This is a genomic window from Mesorhizobium sp. M0522 (genome assembly GCF_040321085.1).
In the GTDB taxonomy this organism is placed as follows: Bacteria; Pseudomonadota; Alphaproteobacteria; order Rhizobiales; family Rhizobiaceae; genus Mesorhizobium.
Genome location: NZ_JAMYQW010000002.1, coordinates 64,486 through 81,108, shown reverse-complemented (window position 1 = coordinate 81,108; position 16,623 = coordinate 64,486). Strand labels below are relative to the sequence as shown.

14 protein-coding genes are annotated in these 16,623 nt (G+C 64.0%); 4 read left to right on the top strand and 10 right to left on the bottom strand.

The window, feature by feature from the left end; genetic code table 11:
• Positions 1-16: 16 nt before the first annotated feature.
• The gene (gene nhaA, locus NKI58_RS03155; protein WP_352703259.1) at positions 17-1,210 is read left to right on the top strand and encodes a Na+/H+ antiporter NhaA; all 1,194 of its coding nucleotides are present in this window, start codon (positions 17-19) and stop codon (positions 1,208-1,210) included.
• Positions 1,211-1,227: 17 nt separating this feature from the next.
• Here nhaA and NKI58_RS03150 read toward each other — a convergent pair whose 3' ends face one another.
• The 7 genes from NKI58_RS03150 to NKI58_RS03120 all read right to left on the bottom strand — a co-directional run bounded on the left by NKI58_RS03150 (position 1,228) and on the right by NKI58_RS03120 (position 8,864).
• Positions 1,228-2,655, bottom strand: a complete 1,428-nt coding sequence (locus NKI58_RS03150) for a gamma-aminobutyraldehyde dehydrogenase (protein WP_352568331.1) — start codon at positions 2,653-2,655, stop codon at positions 1,228-1,230.
• 25 nt (positions 2,656-2,680) lie between these two features.
• Positions 2,681-3,496, bottom strand: a complete 816-nt coding sequence (locus NKI58_RS03145; protein ID WP_023676345.1) for an ABC transporter permease — start codon at positions 3,494-3,496, stop codon at positions 2,681-2,683.
• Positions 3,486-4,436, bottom strand: a complete 951-nt coding sequence (locus NKI58_RS03140) for an ABC transporter permease (RefSeq protein WP_352454675.1) — start codon at positions 4,434-4,436, stop codon at positions 3,486-3,488. The genes NKI58_RS03145 and NKI58_RS03140 overlap by 11 nt, the downstream gene beginning before the upstream one ends.
• Before the next feature lie 14 nt (positions 4,437-4,450).
• On the bottom strand, positions 4,451-5,446 hold the full coding sequence (locus NKI58_RS03135) for an ABC transporter ATP-binding protein (protein ID WP_352703261.1): 996 nt from the start codon (positions 5,444-5,446) through the stop codon (positions 4,451-4,453).
• A 189-nt stretch (positions 5,447-5,635) separates the two neighbouring features.
• Complete coding sequence (locus NKI58_RS03130) at positions 5,636-6,790, bottom strand: ABC transporter substrate-binding protein (RefSeq protein WP_352703263.1); 1,155 nt, start codon at positions 6,788-6,790, stop codon at positions 5,636-5,638.
• Positions 6,791-7,082: 292 nt separating this feature from the next.
• Entirely contained in the window at positions 7,083-8,009 is a 927-nt protein-coding gene (locus NKI58_RS03125) for a LysR family transcriptional regulator (protein ID WP_023676350.1), read from the bottom strand.
• A gap of 78 nt (positions 8,010-8,087) precedes the next feature.
• Positions 8,088-8,864, bottom strand: coding sequence for a DeoR/GlpR family DNA-binding transcription regulator (locus NKI58_RS03120; RefSeq protein WP_352782157.1), 777 nt, complete (start codon positions 8,862-8,864; stop codon positions 8,088-8,090).
• 435 nt (positions 8,865-9,299) lie between these two features.
• Between NKI58_RS03120 and NKI58_RS03115 the strand changes: the two genes are divergently transcribed.
• Complete coding sequence (locus NKI58_RS03115; protein WP_352591294.1) at positions 9,300-10,184, top strand: phosphotransferase; 885 nt, start codon at positions 9,300-9,302, stop codon at positions 10,182-10,184.
• Positions 10,181-12,634, top strand: coding sequence for a GcvT family protein (locus tag NKI58_RS03110; protein ID WP_352703265.1), 2,454 nt, complete (start codon positions 10,181-10,183; stop codon positions 12,632-12,634). Before NKI58_RS03115 ends, NKI58_RS03110 begins: the two co-directional genes overlap by 4 nt.
• A gap of 18 nt (positions 12,635-12,652) precedes the next feature.
• On the opposite strand, the gene NKI58_RS03105 is transcribed toward NKI58_RS03110, so the two are convergent.
• Positions 12,653-13,285: a class I SAM-dependent DNA methyltransferase gene (locus NKI58_RS03105; RefSeq protein WP_352568327.1), complete on the bottom strand. Its 633-nt coding sequence runs from the start codon at positions 13,283-13,285 to the stop codon at positions 12,653-12,655.
• 103 nt (positions 13,286-13,388) lie between these two features.
• Here NKI58_RS03105 and NKI58_RS03100 point away from each other — a divergent pair, with 103 nt between their 5' ends.
• Positions 13,389-14,291 carry a phosphotransferase gene (locus tag NKI58_RS03100; RefSeq protein WP_352568326.1) on the top strand — a complete coding sequence of 301 codons (903 nt, stop codon included), beginning with the start codon at positions 13,389-13,391 and terminating at the stop codon, positions 14,289-14,291.
• Here the strand turns inward: NKI58_RS03100 and NKI58_RS03095 are convergent.
• Together NKI58_RS03095 and NKI58_RS03090 are read right to left on the bottom strand one after the other, a co-directional pair.
• The gene (locus NKI58_RS03095) at positions 14,288-15,208 is read right to left on the bottom strand and encodes a DMT family transporter (protein WP_352782155.1); all 921 of its coding nucleotides are present in this window, start codon (positions 15,206-15,208) and stop codon (positions 14,288-14,290) included. The genes NKI58_RS03100 and NKI58_RS03095 overlap by 4 nt on opposite strands.
• A gap of 115 nt (positions 15,209-15,323) precedes the next feature.
• Entirely contained in the window at positions 15,324-16,598 is a 1,275-nt protein-coding gene (locus NKI58_RS03090) for an amidohydrolase family protein (RefSeq protein ID WP_352469954.1), read from the bottom strand.
• Positions 16,599-16,623 lie beyond the last annotated feature (25 nt).

Here is a 16,623-nt window from a genome sequence, read left to right as displayed (position 1 = left end):
ATACGACGGAGGCGACATGCAGGACGAAAAGCGGCTGGTCTCCATGCTGCGCGAATTCCTCGACAGCGAGGCGGCCGGCGGCCTCGTCCTGATGGCTGCGGCGGCCTTGGCCCTGATCGTCGCCAATTCGCCGCTGGGCGAGGCTTATTTCTCCGCCCTCCATGCCTATCTCGGACCGCTCAGCGTCTCGCACTGGATCAATGACGGCCTGATGGCGGTGTTCTTCCTGCTGGTCGGCCTCGAGATCAAGCGCGAAATGCTTGACGGCCAGCTGTCGACCTGGCCGCGCCGCGTGCTGCCCGGCATCGCCGCCGCCGGCGGCATGGCAGCGCCGGCACTGGTCTACGTCGCCATCAACCACAACAATCCAGCCGCTCTGTCTGGCTGGGCGATCCCAACCGCCACCGATATCGCCTTTGCGCTCGGCGTGCTGTCGCTGCTCGGCAGGCGCGTCCCGGGCTCGCTGAAGATATTCCTCACCGCGCTCGCCATCATCGACGATCTCGGCGCGGTGCTCATCATCGCGGTGTTCTATACCAGCGGCCTCTCGCTCGCCTATCTCGGCGCCGCCTTCGCCGTGATCGCGCTGCTGGTGGTGCTCAACCGCATGCGGGTGCTGACGCTGCTGCCGTACATCTTGCTCGGCATCGTTCTGTGGGTTTTGGTGCTCAAATCGGGCGTCCATGCGACGCTCGCCGGCGTCGCGCTGGCCCTCACCATACCGCTGAAGATATCGCCGGGCAGCGGCCATGATCTCGACCATTCGCCGCTGCACCGGCTCGAACACGGCCTGCACAAAGTCGTCGCCTTTTTCGTCATCCCGATTTTCGGCTTTGCCAACGCCGGCGTCTCGCTCGCCGGTCTCAGCGCTGCCGCCCTGGCCGAGCCGCTGACGCTCGGCGTCGCCGCCGGCCTCGTCTTGGGCAAGCTGGTCGGCGTGTTCGGGTCTTCCGCGCTTGCCATCCGGCTTGGCTTCGCCGATCTGCCGGTCAATGCCGGCTGGCTGCACATGGTCGGCATTTCGCTGCTCTGTGGCATCGGTTTTACCATGAGCCTGTTCATCGGCCTGCTCGCCTTCGCCAGCGACGCCGCCCTGCAGGACGCGGTCAAGGTCGGCATCCTCGCTGGCTCCTTTATCGCCGCGCTCCTAGGCGCCGCTGTGCTGCTGGTGGCGCCGGCCGGAGGCGAGGCGGAGGAGGCGGAAGAATAGGCGTCTCCTCGCGGGCGCTACCCGTGAGCGACCATGACGTGGCGGACGGCCGTATAGTCCTCCAGCGCGTAGAGCGACATGTCCTTGCCGTAGCCGGATTGTTTCAACCCGCCATGCGGCATCTCGTTGGTCAGCATGAAATGGGTATTGATCCAGGTGCAGCCATATTGCAGCCGGGCCGCCGTCGCCATGGCGCGCGAAACATCCTTGGTCCACACCGACGACGCCAGGCCATAGTCAGAGTCATTGGCCCAGTCCACCGCTTCGTCGACTTCGGAAAAGCGGGTGACCGAGACCACCGGACCGAACACTTCGCGGCGCACGATCTCGTCCTCCTGCAGCGCGCCGGCGACGACGGTCGGCTGGTAGAAGAAGCCGGAGCCCTCGCCCGGCTTGCCGCCCGTGGTGATCTCGATGTGCTTGAGCTCAGAGGCGCGCTCGACGAAGCTCGAGACGCGGTCGCGCTGGCGACGCGAGATCAGCGGGCCGATCTCGTTTTCGGTATCGTCAGGACGATCATACTTGATGGTCGAGACGGCAGCGGAGAGGTCGGCGACGAGCTTGTCGTAGATCTTCTTGCCAGCGTAGATGCGGCAGGCGGCGGTGCAGTCCTGGCCGGCATTGTAATAGCCGAAGGCGCGCAGGCCGTTGACCACCGCGCCGAGATCGGCGTCGTCGAAGACGATGACCGGCGCCTTGCCGCCGAGCTCGAGATGCGTGCGCTTGACCGATTTGGCGGCAGCCTGCAGCACCTTCTTGCCGGTGGCGACGTCGCCGGTGATCGAGATCATGTTGACCTTCGGGTGGTTGATCAGCGTGTTGCCGACGCTGTCGCCGCGACCGAGCACGACGTTGACGACGCCTTCCGGCAGGATCTCGGCAAGGATTTTCGCCAGCTTCAGCGCGGTCAGCGGCGTCTGTTCCGACGGCTTGAAGACGACGGTGTTGCCGCCGGCAATCGCCGGCGCCAGCTTCCAGGCCATCATCATCAGCGGATAGTTCCACGGCGCGATCGACGCGACAACGCCGATGGCGTCGCGGCGGACCATCGAGGTGTGGCCGGGAATGTATTCGCCGGCGACCTGGCCGGGCATCGAGCGGACCGCGCCGGCAAAGAAACGGTAGCAGTCGACGATCGCCGGGATCTCGTCATTGAGCACGGCATTGATCGGCTTGCCACAGTTCAGCGCCTCGAGCGCCGCGAAATCCTGTGCAGCAGCCTCGATGCGATCGGCGATCTTCAGGAGATAGCCGGCGCGCTGCGCCGGTGTTGTGCGGGACCAGGTGACGAAGGCTTTTTCGGCAGCAAGCACGGCCGCCTCGATCTGCGCTGGGCTGGCCTCAGGCAGATTGAGGATGGTCGCCCCGGTCTTCGGGTTGAGGATCGGCTCCTCGGTCTCGGTGCCTTTTTCGAATTTCGAGCCGATCAGCATCTGCGTGTCCATGGAAGTCTCTCCCTTATGAACGAGATCATTTGCCCGAACCGGCGATCTGGTCGCCGTCGCGGGTCAGGTAATAGGCAGCGAGGATGGGGAGCAGCGTCACCAGCACTACCACCATCGCCACGACATTGGTGACCGGACGCTGGCGCGGACGGATCAATTCTTCGAGCATCCAGATCGGCACCGTCTGCTGCTGGCCGGCGGTGAAGGTGGTGACGATGACCTCGTCGAAGGACAGCGCAAAGGCAAGCATGCCGCCGGCCAGCAGCGCGGTTGCGATGTTGGGCAGCACGACATGCCGAAAGGTCTGGAAACCATCGGCGCCGAGATCCATCGACGCCTCGATCATCGAGCCGGACGTGCGGCGGAAACGGGCGACCGCATTGTTGTAGACGACGACCACGCAGAAAGTGGCGTGGCCGAGCACGATCGTCCAGAACGAGAACGGGATTTCGGCCAGCGCGAAGGCCGAGCGCAGCGCGATGCCGGTGATGATGCCGGGCAGCGCGATCGGCAGGATGACCAGCAGCGAGATGGTTTCGCGGCCGAAGAATTTTGTGCGGGACACGGCGGCTGCGCACAGCGTGCCGAGGATCAGAGCGATGGCAGTCGAGATCGCCGCGACCCGCACAGACAATGACAGCGCCTGCCAGACGTCGGGGCGGTTCCAGGTGACGGCGAACCATTGCGTGGTCAAGCCCGGCGGCGGCCAGACGAAGCTCTTCTCCTCGGTGGTGAAGGCATAGACGAAGATCAGCAGGATCGGCAGGTGCAGAAAGAGCAGGCCGCCGGTGGCAGCGAGCTTCAGGCCGATCGGCGCGGATGGGCCACGGTCAGAGCGCATCGAAAGCCCCCATGCGCTTGGCGCCCCAGAGATAGAAGCCCATGATAACGATGGGCACCACGGTAAAGGCGGCGGCGAGCGGGATGTTGCCGGCGGTGCCTTGCTGCGAATAGACGGCCTGGCCGATGAACAGCCGCGAGGTGCCGATGATCTGAGGAATGATGTAGTCGCCGAGCGTCAGCGAGAAGGTGAAGATCGAGCCGGCAACGATGCCGGGCAGCGCCAGTGGGAACAGCACGTTGCCGAAGGTCTGGCCGGGCGAGGCGCCGAGATCGGACGAAGCCTCGACCAAATTGCCCGGCACGCGCTCGAGTGCGGCCTGCACCGGCAGGATCATGAATGGCAGCCAGACATAGACGAAGACGATGAAGGTGCCGGTTGAGGAGACCGACAATGAGTTGCCGCCGACGATCGGCAGCGATAGCCAGGCATCAAGCAGCCAGAGAAGATGCAATTTGGCCAGCAGCCATGTCAGGATGCCTTCCTTGGCCAGGATCAGCTTCCAGGCATAGATCTTGACCAGGTAGCTCGACCACAGCGGCAGCATGACGCCGAGATAAAACAGCGCCTTCCAACGGCCGCGCGCATAGCGCGCCGCGTAATAGGCGATGGGAAAGGCGATGACCGCCGCAGCCAGCGTCACCAGCGCCGCCATCGTCACCGTGCGCAGGATGATGTCGAGATTGGCGGCCTGCAGCAGGTCGCCATAAGTCTTCAGCGTGAACTCGCGGTTGATGAGGCCGGAGAACTCATCGATCGAAAAGAAGCTCTGCAAAAGCAGCGCAAACAGCGAGCCGATATAGACGATGCCGAGCCAAAGAACCGGGGGTAGCAGCATCAGGAGCAGCAAGAATTGCGGCCGGCGCCAGAAGAGATCGGAGAGCCCGCCGCGTACGCCGCCACTACCCGGCAGGATGGCGGGGGCCGTGGCCCGCGGCATGGCAGCGTCCAGGCTCATCCTAGCTCGTCCATCAGATGCAAATGCTCGCGGTTGAAGGTGAGCACCACCGCCTCGCCTTCCCGGGGCAAGGCAGCACCCGCCGGCACAATGGCATGCAGCCGCAAGCCCTCTGCATCGAGAGCAAGTCTTGTCGTGGCGCCGAGATAGTTGGTCGAGACCAGGCGGGCGGCAACCCCTTCGCCGTTGGCCCGGCCAATACGGATGGATTCGGGCCGCAGGCTGCCCCAGCGACGCTGGCCGGCATAGCGCTGGACGAAATCCGGCGGCAGCACGTTGGACGAGCCGACGAAATCGGCGACGAAGCGGGTCTTGGGGCGCTGGTAGATGTCTTCCGGCGTGCCGATCTGCATGATCTTGCCGTCATTGAAGACGGCCACGCGGTCGGCCATCGACAGCGCTTCGCCCTGGTCGTGGGTGACGAACACGAAGGTGATGCCGAGCGCCTTCTGCAGCGATTTCAACTCCTCCTGCATGTTTTCGCGAAGCTTGAGGTCGAGGGCGCCGAGCGGCTCGTCGAGCAACAGCACCTTGGGCTGGTTGACCAGCGCACGGGCGAGCGCGACGCGCTGGCGCTGGCCGCCGGAAAGCTGGCCAGGGCGACGGGCGCCGTAGCCGGGAAGCCGCACCAGCGCCAGCGCTTCTTCCGCCGCCTTTTGCCGCTCCGGTCTGCCGACGCCCTTGACCATCAGCCCATAGGCGACGTTGTCGAGCACGTTGAGATGCGGGAACAGCGCATAATCCTGGAACACGGTGTTGACGTTGCGGCGATAGGGCGGCACGCCCTCGGCGCGTTCGCCGAAGATCGAGATCGAGCCCGCCGTCGGCTGCTCGAAACCGGCGATGAGGCGCAGGCACGTCGTCTTGCCCGAGCCGGAAGGCCCGAGCATGGCGAAGAACTCGCCCGGCACGATGTCGAGATCGACCGCGTCGACGGCACGCACGCTGCCGAAATGGCGAGAGACGTTTTGGAAGGAAACGGCGGAGGTCATGGGGCTGTCCTGATCTGTCAGGCTCATCAAATTTCAGGCGGTAGCGCTGCCTCTCATCCGCCTGCCGGCACCTTCTCCTCGTATAGTGGACGGGGAGAAGGGAGGCGCTCCAACGCTGGCGACCCCCCGTTCTTCACGAGGAGAGGGTAAGGGTGAGGGGCAGCGCCGAGCTTCGTAGGTGAGGCGAACTCACCGCCCGCCGATGACGCCGATATAGTCCGACACCCAGCGGTAATAGGGCACGCACTGGTCGTTCTGGGTGGCGCATTTCGAGACCGGCGTCTTCCAGAACTTGATCTTGTCGAAATTGTCGTACCCGTTGGTCTTGCACCCTTCTTCGCCGAGCAGTTCGTTGCCCTTGCAGGCGGCGGGCACCACCGGCAGCGAGCCGAACCAGGCGGAGACGTCGCCCTGCACTTTTGGCGACAGCGAATGCTCCATCCACATGTAGGCGCAGTTCGGGTGGGCAGCATCGGCCTCCATCATCGTGGTATCGGCCCAGCCGGTGACGCCCTCCTCGGGGATAGTCGAGGCGACCGGCTTCTTGGCCGCGATCAGCGTGTTGACCTGGTAGGGCCAAGAACCGGAGGCGACGACGCCTTCGTTCTGGAAATCGTCGACCTGGATGGCGGCGTCGTGCCAATAGCGTCCGACCAGCGTACGCTGGACCCGCAACAGGTCGAGCGCCGCCTTGTACTGATCCTCGGTCAGTTCGTACGGATCCTTGATGCCGAGCTCCGGCTTGTGAGCCATCAGGTAATTGGCGGCGTCGGCGATGTGGATCGGCCCGTCATAGGCCTGGACGCGGCCCTTGTTCGACTTGCCGTCGGGAAGCTTCAATTCCTCGAAGACCACGTTCCAGCTCTTCGGCGCCTCCTTGAACACTTCGGTGTTGTACATCAGCACGTTCGGCCCCCACTGATAGGGGACGCCGTAATGGACTCCGCCGACGGTGAACCAGGGCGCATCCTTCAGCCGGTCGTCGACCGTCTTCCAGCTCGGGATGAGGTCGGTGTTGATCGGCTGGACGCGCTTGCCGGCGACCAGACGCAGCGAGGCATCGCCCGAGGCGGTGACCAGGTCGAAACCGCCCTCGTTCATCAGCGAGACCATCTCGTCGGAGGTGTTAGCGGTCTTGACGTTGACCTTGCAGCCGGTTTCCTTCTCGAAGGACGTGACCCAATCATAGCCCTTGTCGGTTTCGCCGCGCTCGATATAGCCCGGCCAGGCGACGATATTGACCTCGCCTTCGCCTTTGCCGAGCTCCTTGACCTGGGCGATGGCCTGGCCGGAGAAGCTCAGCGCGACCGTCAAGGCAGTGCATGATTTCAGCAATGAATTCATCGTCGATCTCCCATTTTTTGCATGACCTCGAAACCGGAAGAAGATCATGCGCCCGTTCAAAAACGTTGGATGCGCGGCTCTGAAGGGCCGTGCTCCTCGCATCGGCCCGAAAATCGGAATCGATTTTCGGAAAGCCCGATGCGAAAATTGAAAGTCTTAGAGCCTACTATGTGCGTCCAATTGGATGCACGTCGCTCTAACAGCAGCTTTGTTCCCTGACCGAAAAGTGCTGCGAAATTTCCGGTTTCGCAAATTCATTTATCAGAAACCCGATATCGATTTTTCCGATACATCAGCGGCCGATCTTCTCGGGCCGTTGGCGCACCATGCGCTGCGACTGGGCAAGTCCGATGAAGTCGCGAGCCGCCTGCGGCAGGCCGGAGCCGCGCCGCCAGACCATGCCGACCTGGACGACTGGTAACGACCCCGAAATATCGCGCGATTCGATGCGGTCGCCTTCCAGCGACCATGGCCGGTAGACGAGGTCGGGCAGCAGCGCCACGCCGGCGCCGGTAGCGACGAGGCTGCGCACCGCTTCGACCGAGCGGGTGCGGAAGGCGACATGCGGCTTGGCGCCGATTGCCGTCAGCAGCTTTCCGGTATTCTCCTCGATCTCGTCGACGGTCAGCATGATCAGCGGTTCCGAGGCGATGTCGCCGATGCCGATAATGTCGGCACCGGCCAAGGGATGGCCGAGCGGCAGCCACAGCCGGTAGGCCGAGACTTCGAGGATTTCGGACTGCAGTGCCGTGCGGTCGCGCAGGTTCGAGGTGACCATGACGGCAATGTCGAGCTTGCCGCCAATTAACAGGTGCTCGAGATAGTCGCCATTGTCCTCGATCGCCGAGACCTCGACACCCGGATAGGCGCGGCGGTAGCGGGCAAGAAGATCGGAAAGCACATAGCCGGCGACCAGCGAGGTGACGCCAAGTTGCAGCCGCCCGCTTGCCGCGGCCTGTTCGCCGAAGAAGGCGCGGCGCGCATCGGAAACGTCGGCCAGGATCTTTCTCGCATGGCGCAGGAACTGGTGGCCTTTGTGGGTGATGTTCAAGCCGCGCGGGTGGCGCTCGAACAGCTCGACGCCGAGATCGTGCTCCAGCTCCTTGATCGCCTCGGTGACCGAGGATTGCGAGATCGACAGGTTCTGGGCGGCGCCCGACACTGTGCCCTGCTCGGCGACGGCGATGAAGAACTGCAATTGGCGGATGGTGAAAGCCATGGCCGGACTAAACACGGCAGAGGCGGCGCTGGGAAGTGGGTGCTGGCGCAGATCTCCCGATAGAGCTCCCGATAGAGCTCAGCCCTCGCTTCCGCCATCGGCAATGCTGAGCCGTGCGCCGGCCTGGGCAAGGGCGGCGGCGATGTCGTGCGGCGGCGGACGGTCGGTCGCGAGTTCGGAAAAGCCGCCGAAGCCGCAGACCTGAACAAGGCCCTGGCGGCCGAATTTGCTATGGTCGGTGACGACAAGCGAACGCTGGCCGCGCGACAGCACCATGCGGGCGAATTCGGCCTCTTCCAGATCATAGTCCATGACGCCGGTGACGGCATCGACCGCACCGGTCGATATCACTGCATGGCTGACGGAAAAGCGGCTGACGAATTCGATGGCCGAGACGCCGAAGGCAGCACCGGAATCGCTGCGCAGCTCGCCGCCGGCCATGTAGACCTTATTGCCGTTGACGGTGGCCAATGTGCGGGCGATGTCGGAGGAGTTGGTGACGACCGTCAGCCGCCGGTGGCCGAGCAGTTCCCGGGCCAGGAAAGAGGTGGTGGTGCCGGTGTCGAGCATGATCGATTCGCCGTCGCGGATGGTGGCGGCGACCATGCGCGCTATTGCCCCCTTGGCATCGGCGTTCTCGCGCATGCGCCGCTCGAACGGCGCTTCGCCGGCAATCGACGGCAGGCCGACGGCGCCGTGCATCTTGAGGATGGAACCGTCGCTGGTCAGTGGCTTGACGTCGCGGCGTACTGTCTCCAGCGAGACGCCCAGCCGGTCGGCCAGGCTCGCAATGGTCACGGTGCCTTCCTCCTTGAGGAGGCGCAGGATTTCGCCATGCCGCTTCGAGTGGACCATCGGTTCCATCCGGTCGGATTGTTGCACCGCTGACCGTTTCTACGGCATAAATGCCACTAACTCCAAGGAATTTAGCAAAATTCGGGCAAAAAACCAGAAAATACCACAATTTCGCGTTGACAACACCTCCAGCGTGGCGCGACATTATCGCTGTGACAGGCTCGGAACGGAGGACGACGGCTGAGCCGCACGAAAAATCGCTTGCCCGAACGCCCGGGAGATCGTCGGGTGCAAGGGTACCGAAATTCAGGATCCGCGGGGGCGGATGCCGGCGTCGAAGAACCCGGCACAAAGGGGCTCGTCGGTGCGGTGCGGGATACCGATCCCGAGATCTGCACCGACGAGATCTTCGCGTTGCCTCCATTCCTCCGTCCGATTGTCATCGCTGGCCAGCCGTGACATGCGTGGAAAATTGACCCAATGTTGGACGAGATCGTGACTGTCGAAGACCGCATCCGTGCGCTGCCTTGCTGGACCGGCAGCATCGACATCGCGCCGCTGCCGGGCGGGCTGAGCAATGCGAATTATTTGGTCAAGGACGCGGCCGGGCGGCACGTCGTGCGGCTCGGCCAGGACTATCCGTTCCACCATGTCTTTCGCGAGCGCGAGATGATGACGGCGCGGGCAGCGCACGCGGCAGGCTTCGCTCCGGCCGTCCACTACACTGGACCCGGCGTCATGGTGACGGAGTATCTCGGCGCCAAGGCCTATGTCGCGCAGGACGTGCGCGCCGATCTCGGCCGCGTTGCCGCGTTGCTGCGCGGTTTCCACCGGGAGATGCCCGGTCATGTCTCCGGCGCCGGCTTCATGTTCTGGGTATTCCATGTCATTCGCGACTATGCGCGCACGCTGGAGGAAGGCCGCAGCCGCAAGCTGGGCGAACTGCCGCGCCTGCTGACGCTGGCGAACGAGCTCGAGCGCGCGCAAAAGCTGCTGCCGATCGTCTTCGGCCATAATGACCTCTTGCCGGCTAACATAATCGACGACGGTCACAGGCTGTGGCTCATCGATTTCGAATATGCAGGCTTCAACACCGCGATGTTCGACCTTGCCGGCGCGGCGTCGAATGCAGGCATGAGCGACGAGGAGTCCTTCGCCTTCCTGACCGCCTATTTCATGAAGGAGCCGGACCCGGCGATACGGCGCTCGCATGCCGCCATGCAATGCGCGTCGCTGCTGCGTGAGGCGATGTGGGGCATGGTTTCCGAGCTTTACCTCGACGCGCCCGGTGTCGACTACGCCGCCTACGCCGACGAAAACCTGGCGCGGCTCGAAGCCGCCCTGGAAAACTACAGGACAAAATACGGGACGCGGACATGACCTTGCCCGCCCAGGCCGGCATCGTCGTCATCGGCGGTGGCATCATCGGCTGTTCGACGGCCTATCATCTGGCGCGCGACCACAAGGCCGAAATCGTGCTGCTCGAACAGGGCAAACTGACCTCGGGTTCGACCTGGCATGCTGCCGGGCTGGTCGGCCAGCTACGCTCGTCGGCGTCGATCACGCGCGTGCTCAAATATTCGGTCGATCTCTACAAGGGGCTGGAAGCCGAAACCGGCCTGGCCACCGGCTGGAAGATGACAGGCTGCCTGCGCCTCGCCACCAAGGCCGACCGCTGGACCGAGTATAAGAGGCTGGCGACGACGGCAAAGAGCTTCGGCATGGATATGCATTTGCTGTCGCCGGCCGAGGTCAAGGAAATGTGGCCGCTGCTGGAAACCGGCGACCTCGTCGGCGCTTCCTGGCTGCCGAGCGACGGTCAGGCAAGCCCTTCCGATATCACCCAGTCGCTGGCCAAGGGCGCGCGCATGCATGGCGCAAAATTGTTCGAGGAGGTGCGGGTCACCGGCTTCGAAATGACGAACGGCCGGATCGTCAAGGTAAGGACGAACAAGGGCGATATCGCCTGCGACAAGGTGGTGAACTGCGCCGGGCAATGGGCGCGGCAGGTGGGTGCGCTGGCCGGCATCAACGTGCCGCTGCAGCCCGTGAAGCACCAATACATCATCACCGAAAGGATCGACGGCTTGGCGGGTGACGCGCCGACGATCCGCGACCCCGACCGCCGCACCTATTTCAAGGAGGAGGTCGGCGGGTTGGTGATGGGAGGCTATGAGCCGAACCCGCAGGCCTGGACGACCGATCTGCCCGGTGGTGATGTGCCGGACGATTGGGAGTTCCGGCTGTTCGACGATGATTACGATCATTTCGAGCAGCATATGGGCCAGGCGATCGAGCGTGTCCCGGCGCTCGCCAATGTCGGCGTCAAGCAGATGATCAATGGACCGGAGAGCTTCACGCCGGACGGCAATTTCATCCTCGGCGTGGCGCCGGAATGCCCGAATATGTTCGTCGGCGCCGGTTTCAACGCCTTCGGCATTGCATCCGGCGGCGGCGCCGGCTGGGTGCTGGCGCAATGGGTGGTCGACGGCGAGGCGCCGCTCGATTTGTGGGTGGTCGACATCCGCCGCTTCTCCAATCTGCACCGCGACCGGCAATGGGTCCGCGACCGCACGCTTGAAGCCTATGGCAAGCACTACACGATCGGCTTTCCGCATGAGGAATATGTCAGCGGCCGGCCGCGCATCGTTTCTCCACTCTATGAACGGCTGAAAGAACATCGCGCCGTGTTCGGCTCGAAGCTCGGCTGGGAGCGGCCGAACTGGTTCGCGCCGGAAGGGTTCGAGCCTAAAGACGTCTATTCGATGGGCCGGCAGAACTGGTTTTCGCCGGTCGGCGACGAACACCGCCACGTGCGCGAAAAGATCGGCATCTTCGACCAGTCATCCTTCGCCAAATACGAAATGACGGGCGCGGACGCGCTGAAGGCGCTGGACTGGATCTGCGCCAATGACGTCGCCAAACCGGTCGGCCGGCTGACCTACACGCAGCTCCTCAACACGCGCGGCGGCATCGCGGCCGATTTGACCGTGGCGCGGCTCGGTGAGGAGAAATTCTACATCGTCACCGGCACCGGGTTCCGCACGCATGATTTCTCCTGGATTGCCGATCATATCGGCAGGGAGTTCGACGTGACGCTGACCGACGTCACGGAGGATTTTGGCACGCTGTCGCTGATGGGGCCGCGCGCCCGCGACGTGCTGTCCGATGTGACCGACGCGGATGTGTCGAATACAGCTTTCCCGTTCGGCCATGTTCGCGAGATCGCCATTGCCGGCCACATCGTGCGGGCACTGCGCGTCACCTATGTCGGTGAGCTCGGCTGGGAATTGCATGCGCCGATCGCGGCGACGGGCGAGGTTTTCGATGCGCTGATGGCGGCGGGCGAGACCTACGACATCCGCCCGGTCGGCTACCGGGCGCTGGAATCACTGCGGCTGGAAAAAGGCTACCGCGCCTGGGGCTCCGACATCACGCCCAACGACACGCCGCAGGAGGCCGGCCTCGGCTGGGCGGTGAAGCTCAGAAAAAACACCGATTTCCTCGGCCGGCGGGCCTTGGAGAAGGTCGACGGTTCGCCGCCCAGGAAACGTTTTGCCGGCTTCACGGTCGACGATCCGGACATCGTCCTGCTCGGGCGCGAGACCATCCTGCGCAACGGCGAGGCGGTCGGTTATCTCACCAGCGGCGGCTATGGCTACACCATCGGCAAGAACATCGGCTACGGCTATGTGCGCAATGCCGATGGCGTCAACGATGATTTCCTCACTTCCGGCAACTACGAGCTGGTGGTGGCAATGGAACGGACGCCGGCTAAGATACACCTCGAGCCGCTTTACGATCCGGCAGGAGCAAAGGTGAAGGCGTAGAGCCTTCCGGTTTCAGCCTCAGTTCACGATGAGCACCAGCCCCCGGCTCGGCACGGTATCGGCCTCGCCTGGCATCGAAACATAGGGCAGCGTCTCTTCGGCGCGCGTGACGGTGGCTTGCGCCTCGAGCTCGGCGATCCGCGCGGCAAACCCGGCATCCCACAGCGTGTTCTTCACCGTCAGCACGATCACCCCACCCGGCCGGCAGATGCGGATCAGCTCGTCCAGCCCCTCGGCTCCGACATGGCCCGAAGTGAAGACGCCGGCGGAGATGATCCCGGCATAGGCATCGTCCACGAACGGCAGCGGTCCGCCAAGCGCCAGGCAGTGAAGCGCCGAATAGACGCCCTTGCGCGCCGCCTGGGCCAGCATGCCTTCCGAGATGTCGAGCGCCTCGACCTGCGGATAACCGGTGATGGCAAGCCATTCGCCGATAAGCCCGGTGCCTGCCCCGGCATCGAGGAGAGGTGCGGCGCCGCGCGGCAGATGGCGGGCCAGCAAGGCAAGGCAGATGGTGGGATGGCGATAGCCAGCCGCCGACATGTCGGCGTCATAGGTGCCTGCCCAACTGTCGTAGAGCGCCGCGACGTCTTCCGGCCGCTTCGCCGCATAGGCTGCGGCGAGTGCGCTCTGCTGATTGCTGTCCGTCATCGCTTTCCGTCGCCTGGTATCGATCCGCAACGCGATCATAGCCAAACGGCGAAAACTGTGGAACCGTCGTCGTCCCAATAACACGGGGAAAGGAGCGAAATCCATGGCGGACGACCGGGCGCGCGCCGCACTTGCGGCTATTCCGGTGCTGGCCGGCTACGAGGGGCCGCTGGAACGGCTTGGCGGCCTCACCAATCTCGTCTTCAGAGCGGGAGATTTCTGCCTGCGTATCCCCGGCAAGGGTACCGAGGAATACATCAACCGCGCCAACGAGGCAGTGGCGGCGCGGGAAGCGGCGAAGGCCGGCGTCAGTCCCGATGTGCTGCATGTCGATGCCGAGACCGGCGTGTTGGTGACCCGCTTCGTTGCCGGTGCCGAGACGATGTCACCGGAAAAGTTCAAGACTCGGCCGGGCAGTCCGGCACGCGCCGGCAAGGCCTTTCGCAAACTGCACACATCCGGCGCGGTGTTCCCCTTCCGCTTCGAGCTGTTTGCGATGATCGACGATTATCTGAAAGTGCTGTCGACCAAGGACGTCGCCCTGCCTGCCGGCTACCACGATGTGGTCCGCGAGGCGGAGGCAGTGCGCTCAGCACTTGCGGCTCAACCTCTGCCGATCGTCGCCTGCCACTGCGACCCGCTATGCGAAAACTTTCTCGATACTGGGGACAGGATGTGGATCGTCGACTGGGAATATTCCGGCATGAACGATCCGCTCTGGGATATCGGCGACCTCAGCGTCGAAGGGCAATTCGACGCCGCGCAGGACGAGGAGATGACGCTGGCCTATTTCGGCGGCGAGCCGAGACCGGCGGAGCGCGCCCGCATCGTCATTTATAAGGCGATGTGCGACCTGCTGTGGACGCTGTGGGGACTGATCCAGCTTGCCAACAAAAATCCGGCCGACGACTTTCGCGCCTATGCCGACGGCCGGTTTGCGCGCTGCAAGGCGCTGATGGAGACGCCGGAATTTTCGCGGCATCTTGCGGCGATGCGCCGGGGTTAGTTCACGCCCTTTGGCACGTTTTCGGGCGGTACCGTGTCGACCACCTTCTGGCGGTGGAAGATGAACAGGCCGGCCAGCACGACGATGGCCGAGCCGACCAGGATACGCGGCCCAGGCACATCGCCGAAGAAGGCCAGGCCGAAGACCACTGCCCACAAAAGCAGGCTGTAATGCAGCGGCGCCAAGGTCGAGGCAGGGGCAAGCTTCAACGCCCGGGTGATCATCAGGTGCGCGCCGCAGGAGACGACGCCAAGAAGCAGCATGGCGCCGAAATCGAGCGATGACGGCGTCTTCCAACTGCCTATGGTCAACGCAGCGCCGACCAGCAGCGTGCCGATGCTCTGCCAGGTGACCAGCGAAGTGTCGCTGGTGCCGCGCAGCCGCCGGTTGAGGATGATGGCGAAGGCAAATGAAATGCTGCCGGCGAGCGCGAACATCGAGGACAGCGAGAACGCGGCCGAGGATGGCTTCAGCATGATCAGCACGCCGCAGAAGCCGACCAGGATCGCCGCCCAGCGGCGCCAGCCGACCCTTTCGCCGAGCAGGAAATGCGACAGCGCCGCCACGTAGATCGGCCCGGCCATGTAAAAGCTCATCACATCGGCGAGCGGCAGATAGACGACCGCCGCGTAGAACAGCGCCGTGTCGAGCGTCGTCATCACCACGCGCAGCAGCTGCAGCTCCGGCCGCTCCATGCGAAACAGCTTGGCCGGGCCCTGATGTGCAATCATCGGCCCGAGTATGAAAAACGCGCCGATCGAGCGGATCAGCACGACCTGGCCGACGGAAAAACTGGCGACCAGCCACTTGCCCATCGCGTCGTTCAGCGCAAACAGGAAGTCGCCGGCGAGCATCAGCAGGATGCCGGCCAGCAGCACGTTCATGATCGTTGAGTACTGGGCTGCGGGCCGCGCCATTCCGTTACCGGTTCCTCGCCGTGGGGTACGGTGACCCGCGTCGTAGTCGCAAGCTGCAGCCATGACGAGGCGAAAATCGAGAATTCGGTAAGACCAGCGCCGGAAATCGGCTGGACTAAGCGTGGCGCCGGTTCACCGTGCCCGGCCTTCCGGCGATCGAAAGCCGCGTGTCCTGCCGGCTGCGCTCGGCCACCACCTTGCCCCTGGCGATGACGCAGAGACGCTCTGGGCGCAGGCGCAGCGCCTCGACTGGGTTGCCGGCATCGAGAACGACCAGGCTGGCGCGCTTGCCGACCGCCAGGCCAAGGTGGTCGAGGCCCATGATGGCGGCATTGACGTTGGTGACCATGTCGAAGCAGCGCGCCATCTCGGCCGGGCTCGACATCTGCGCGACATGCAGGCCCATGAAGGCGACGTCGAGCATGTCTGCGGTGCCCAGCGAATACCAGGGGTCGAGCACGCAATCCTGGCCCCAGCCGACGCGGATGCCTTGCGCCAGCATCTCCTTGACCCGCGTCAGTCCGCGGCGCTTGGGAAAGGTGTCGTGGCGGCCCTGCAGCATGATGTTGATCAGCGGATTGGGGATCGCCGAAACGCCGGCCTCGGCAATCAGCGGCAATAGCTTCGAAACGTAGTAATTATCCATCGAATGCATCGATGTCAGGTGCGAGCCGGCCACTCTGCCCTGCAACCCGAGCCGCTGCGTCTCATAAGCAAGCTGCTCGATGTGGCGCGACAGCGGATCGTCGGTCTCGTCGCAATGCAAGTCGACCATCAGGCCGCGCTTCGCCGCGATTTCGCAGAGCTCGGTGACGGAGCGCGTGCCGTCGGCCATTGTGCGCTCGAAATGCGGAATGCCGCCGACGACATCGACGCCTATGTCGAGCGCCCGGATGGTGTTGTCGCGCGCCGTCGGCGAGCGGTAAAACCCGTCCTGCGGGAAGGCGACCAGCTGCAGGTCGATATAGGGGCCAACCGTCTTCTTCACGTCGAGCAGCGCCTCGACCGCCAGCAGGCGGTCGTCGCAAACATCGACATGGGTGCGGATGGCGAGCAGGCCCATCGACACCGCCCAGTCGCAATAGGCGAGCGCACGGTCGCGCACCGCTTCGTGGGTCAGAAGCGGCTTCAACTCGCCCCAAAGCGAGATGCCTTCGAGCAGCGTGCCCGAGACATTGATGCGCGGAATGCCGAGCGAAAGCGTGGCGTCCATATGGAAATGCGGATCGACGAAGGGCGGCGAGACCAGATTGCCATGGGCATCGATCGCCGTGCCGGCGCTGACGTTCAGCTCGGGCTCTATCGCTGCGATCGTTTCGCCGACGATGCCGATATCGGCGATCCTGCCGTCGGGCAGCGTCCCGCCGCGCACCACAAGGTCAAAATCCATCTAGCGCCACCTCGTTCAAAAAAGC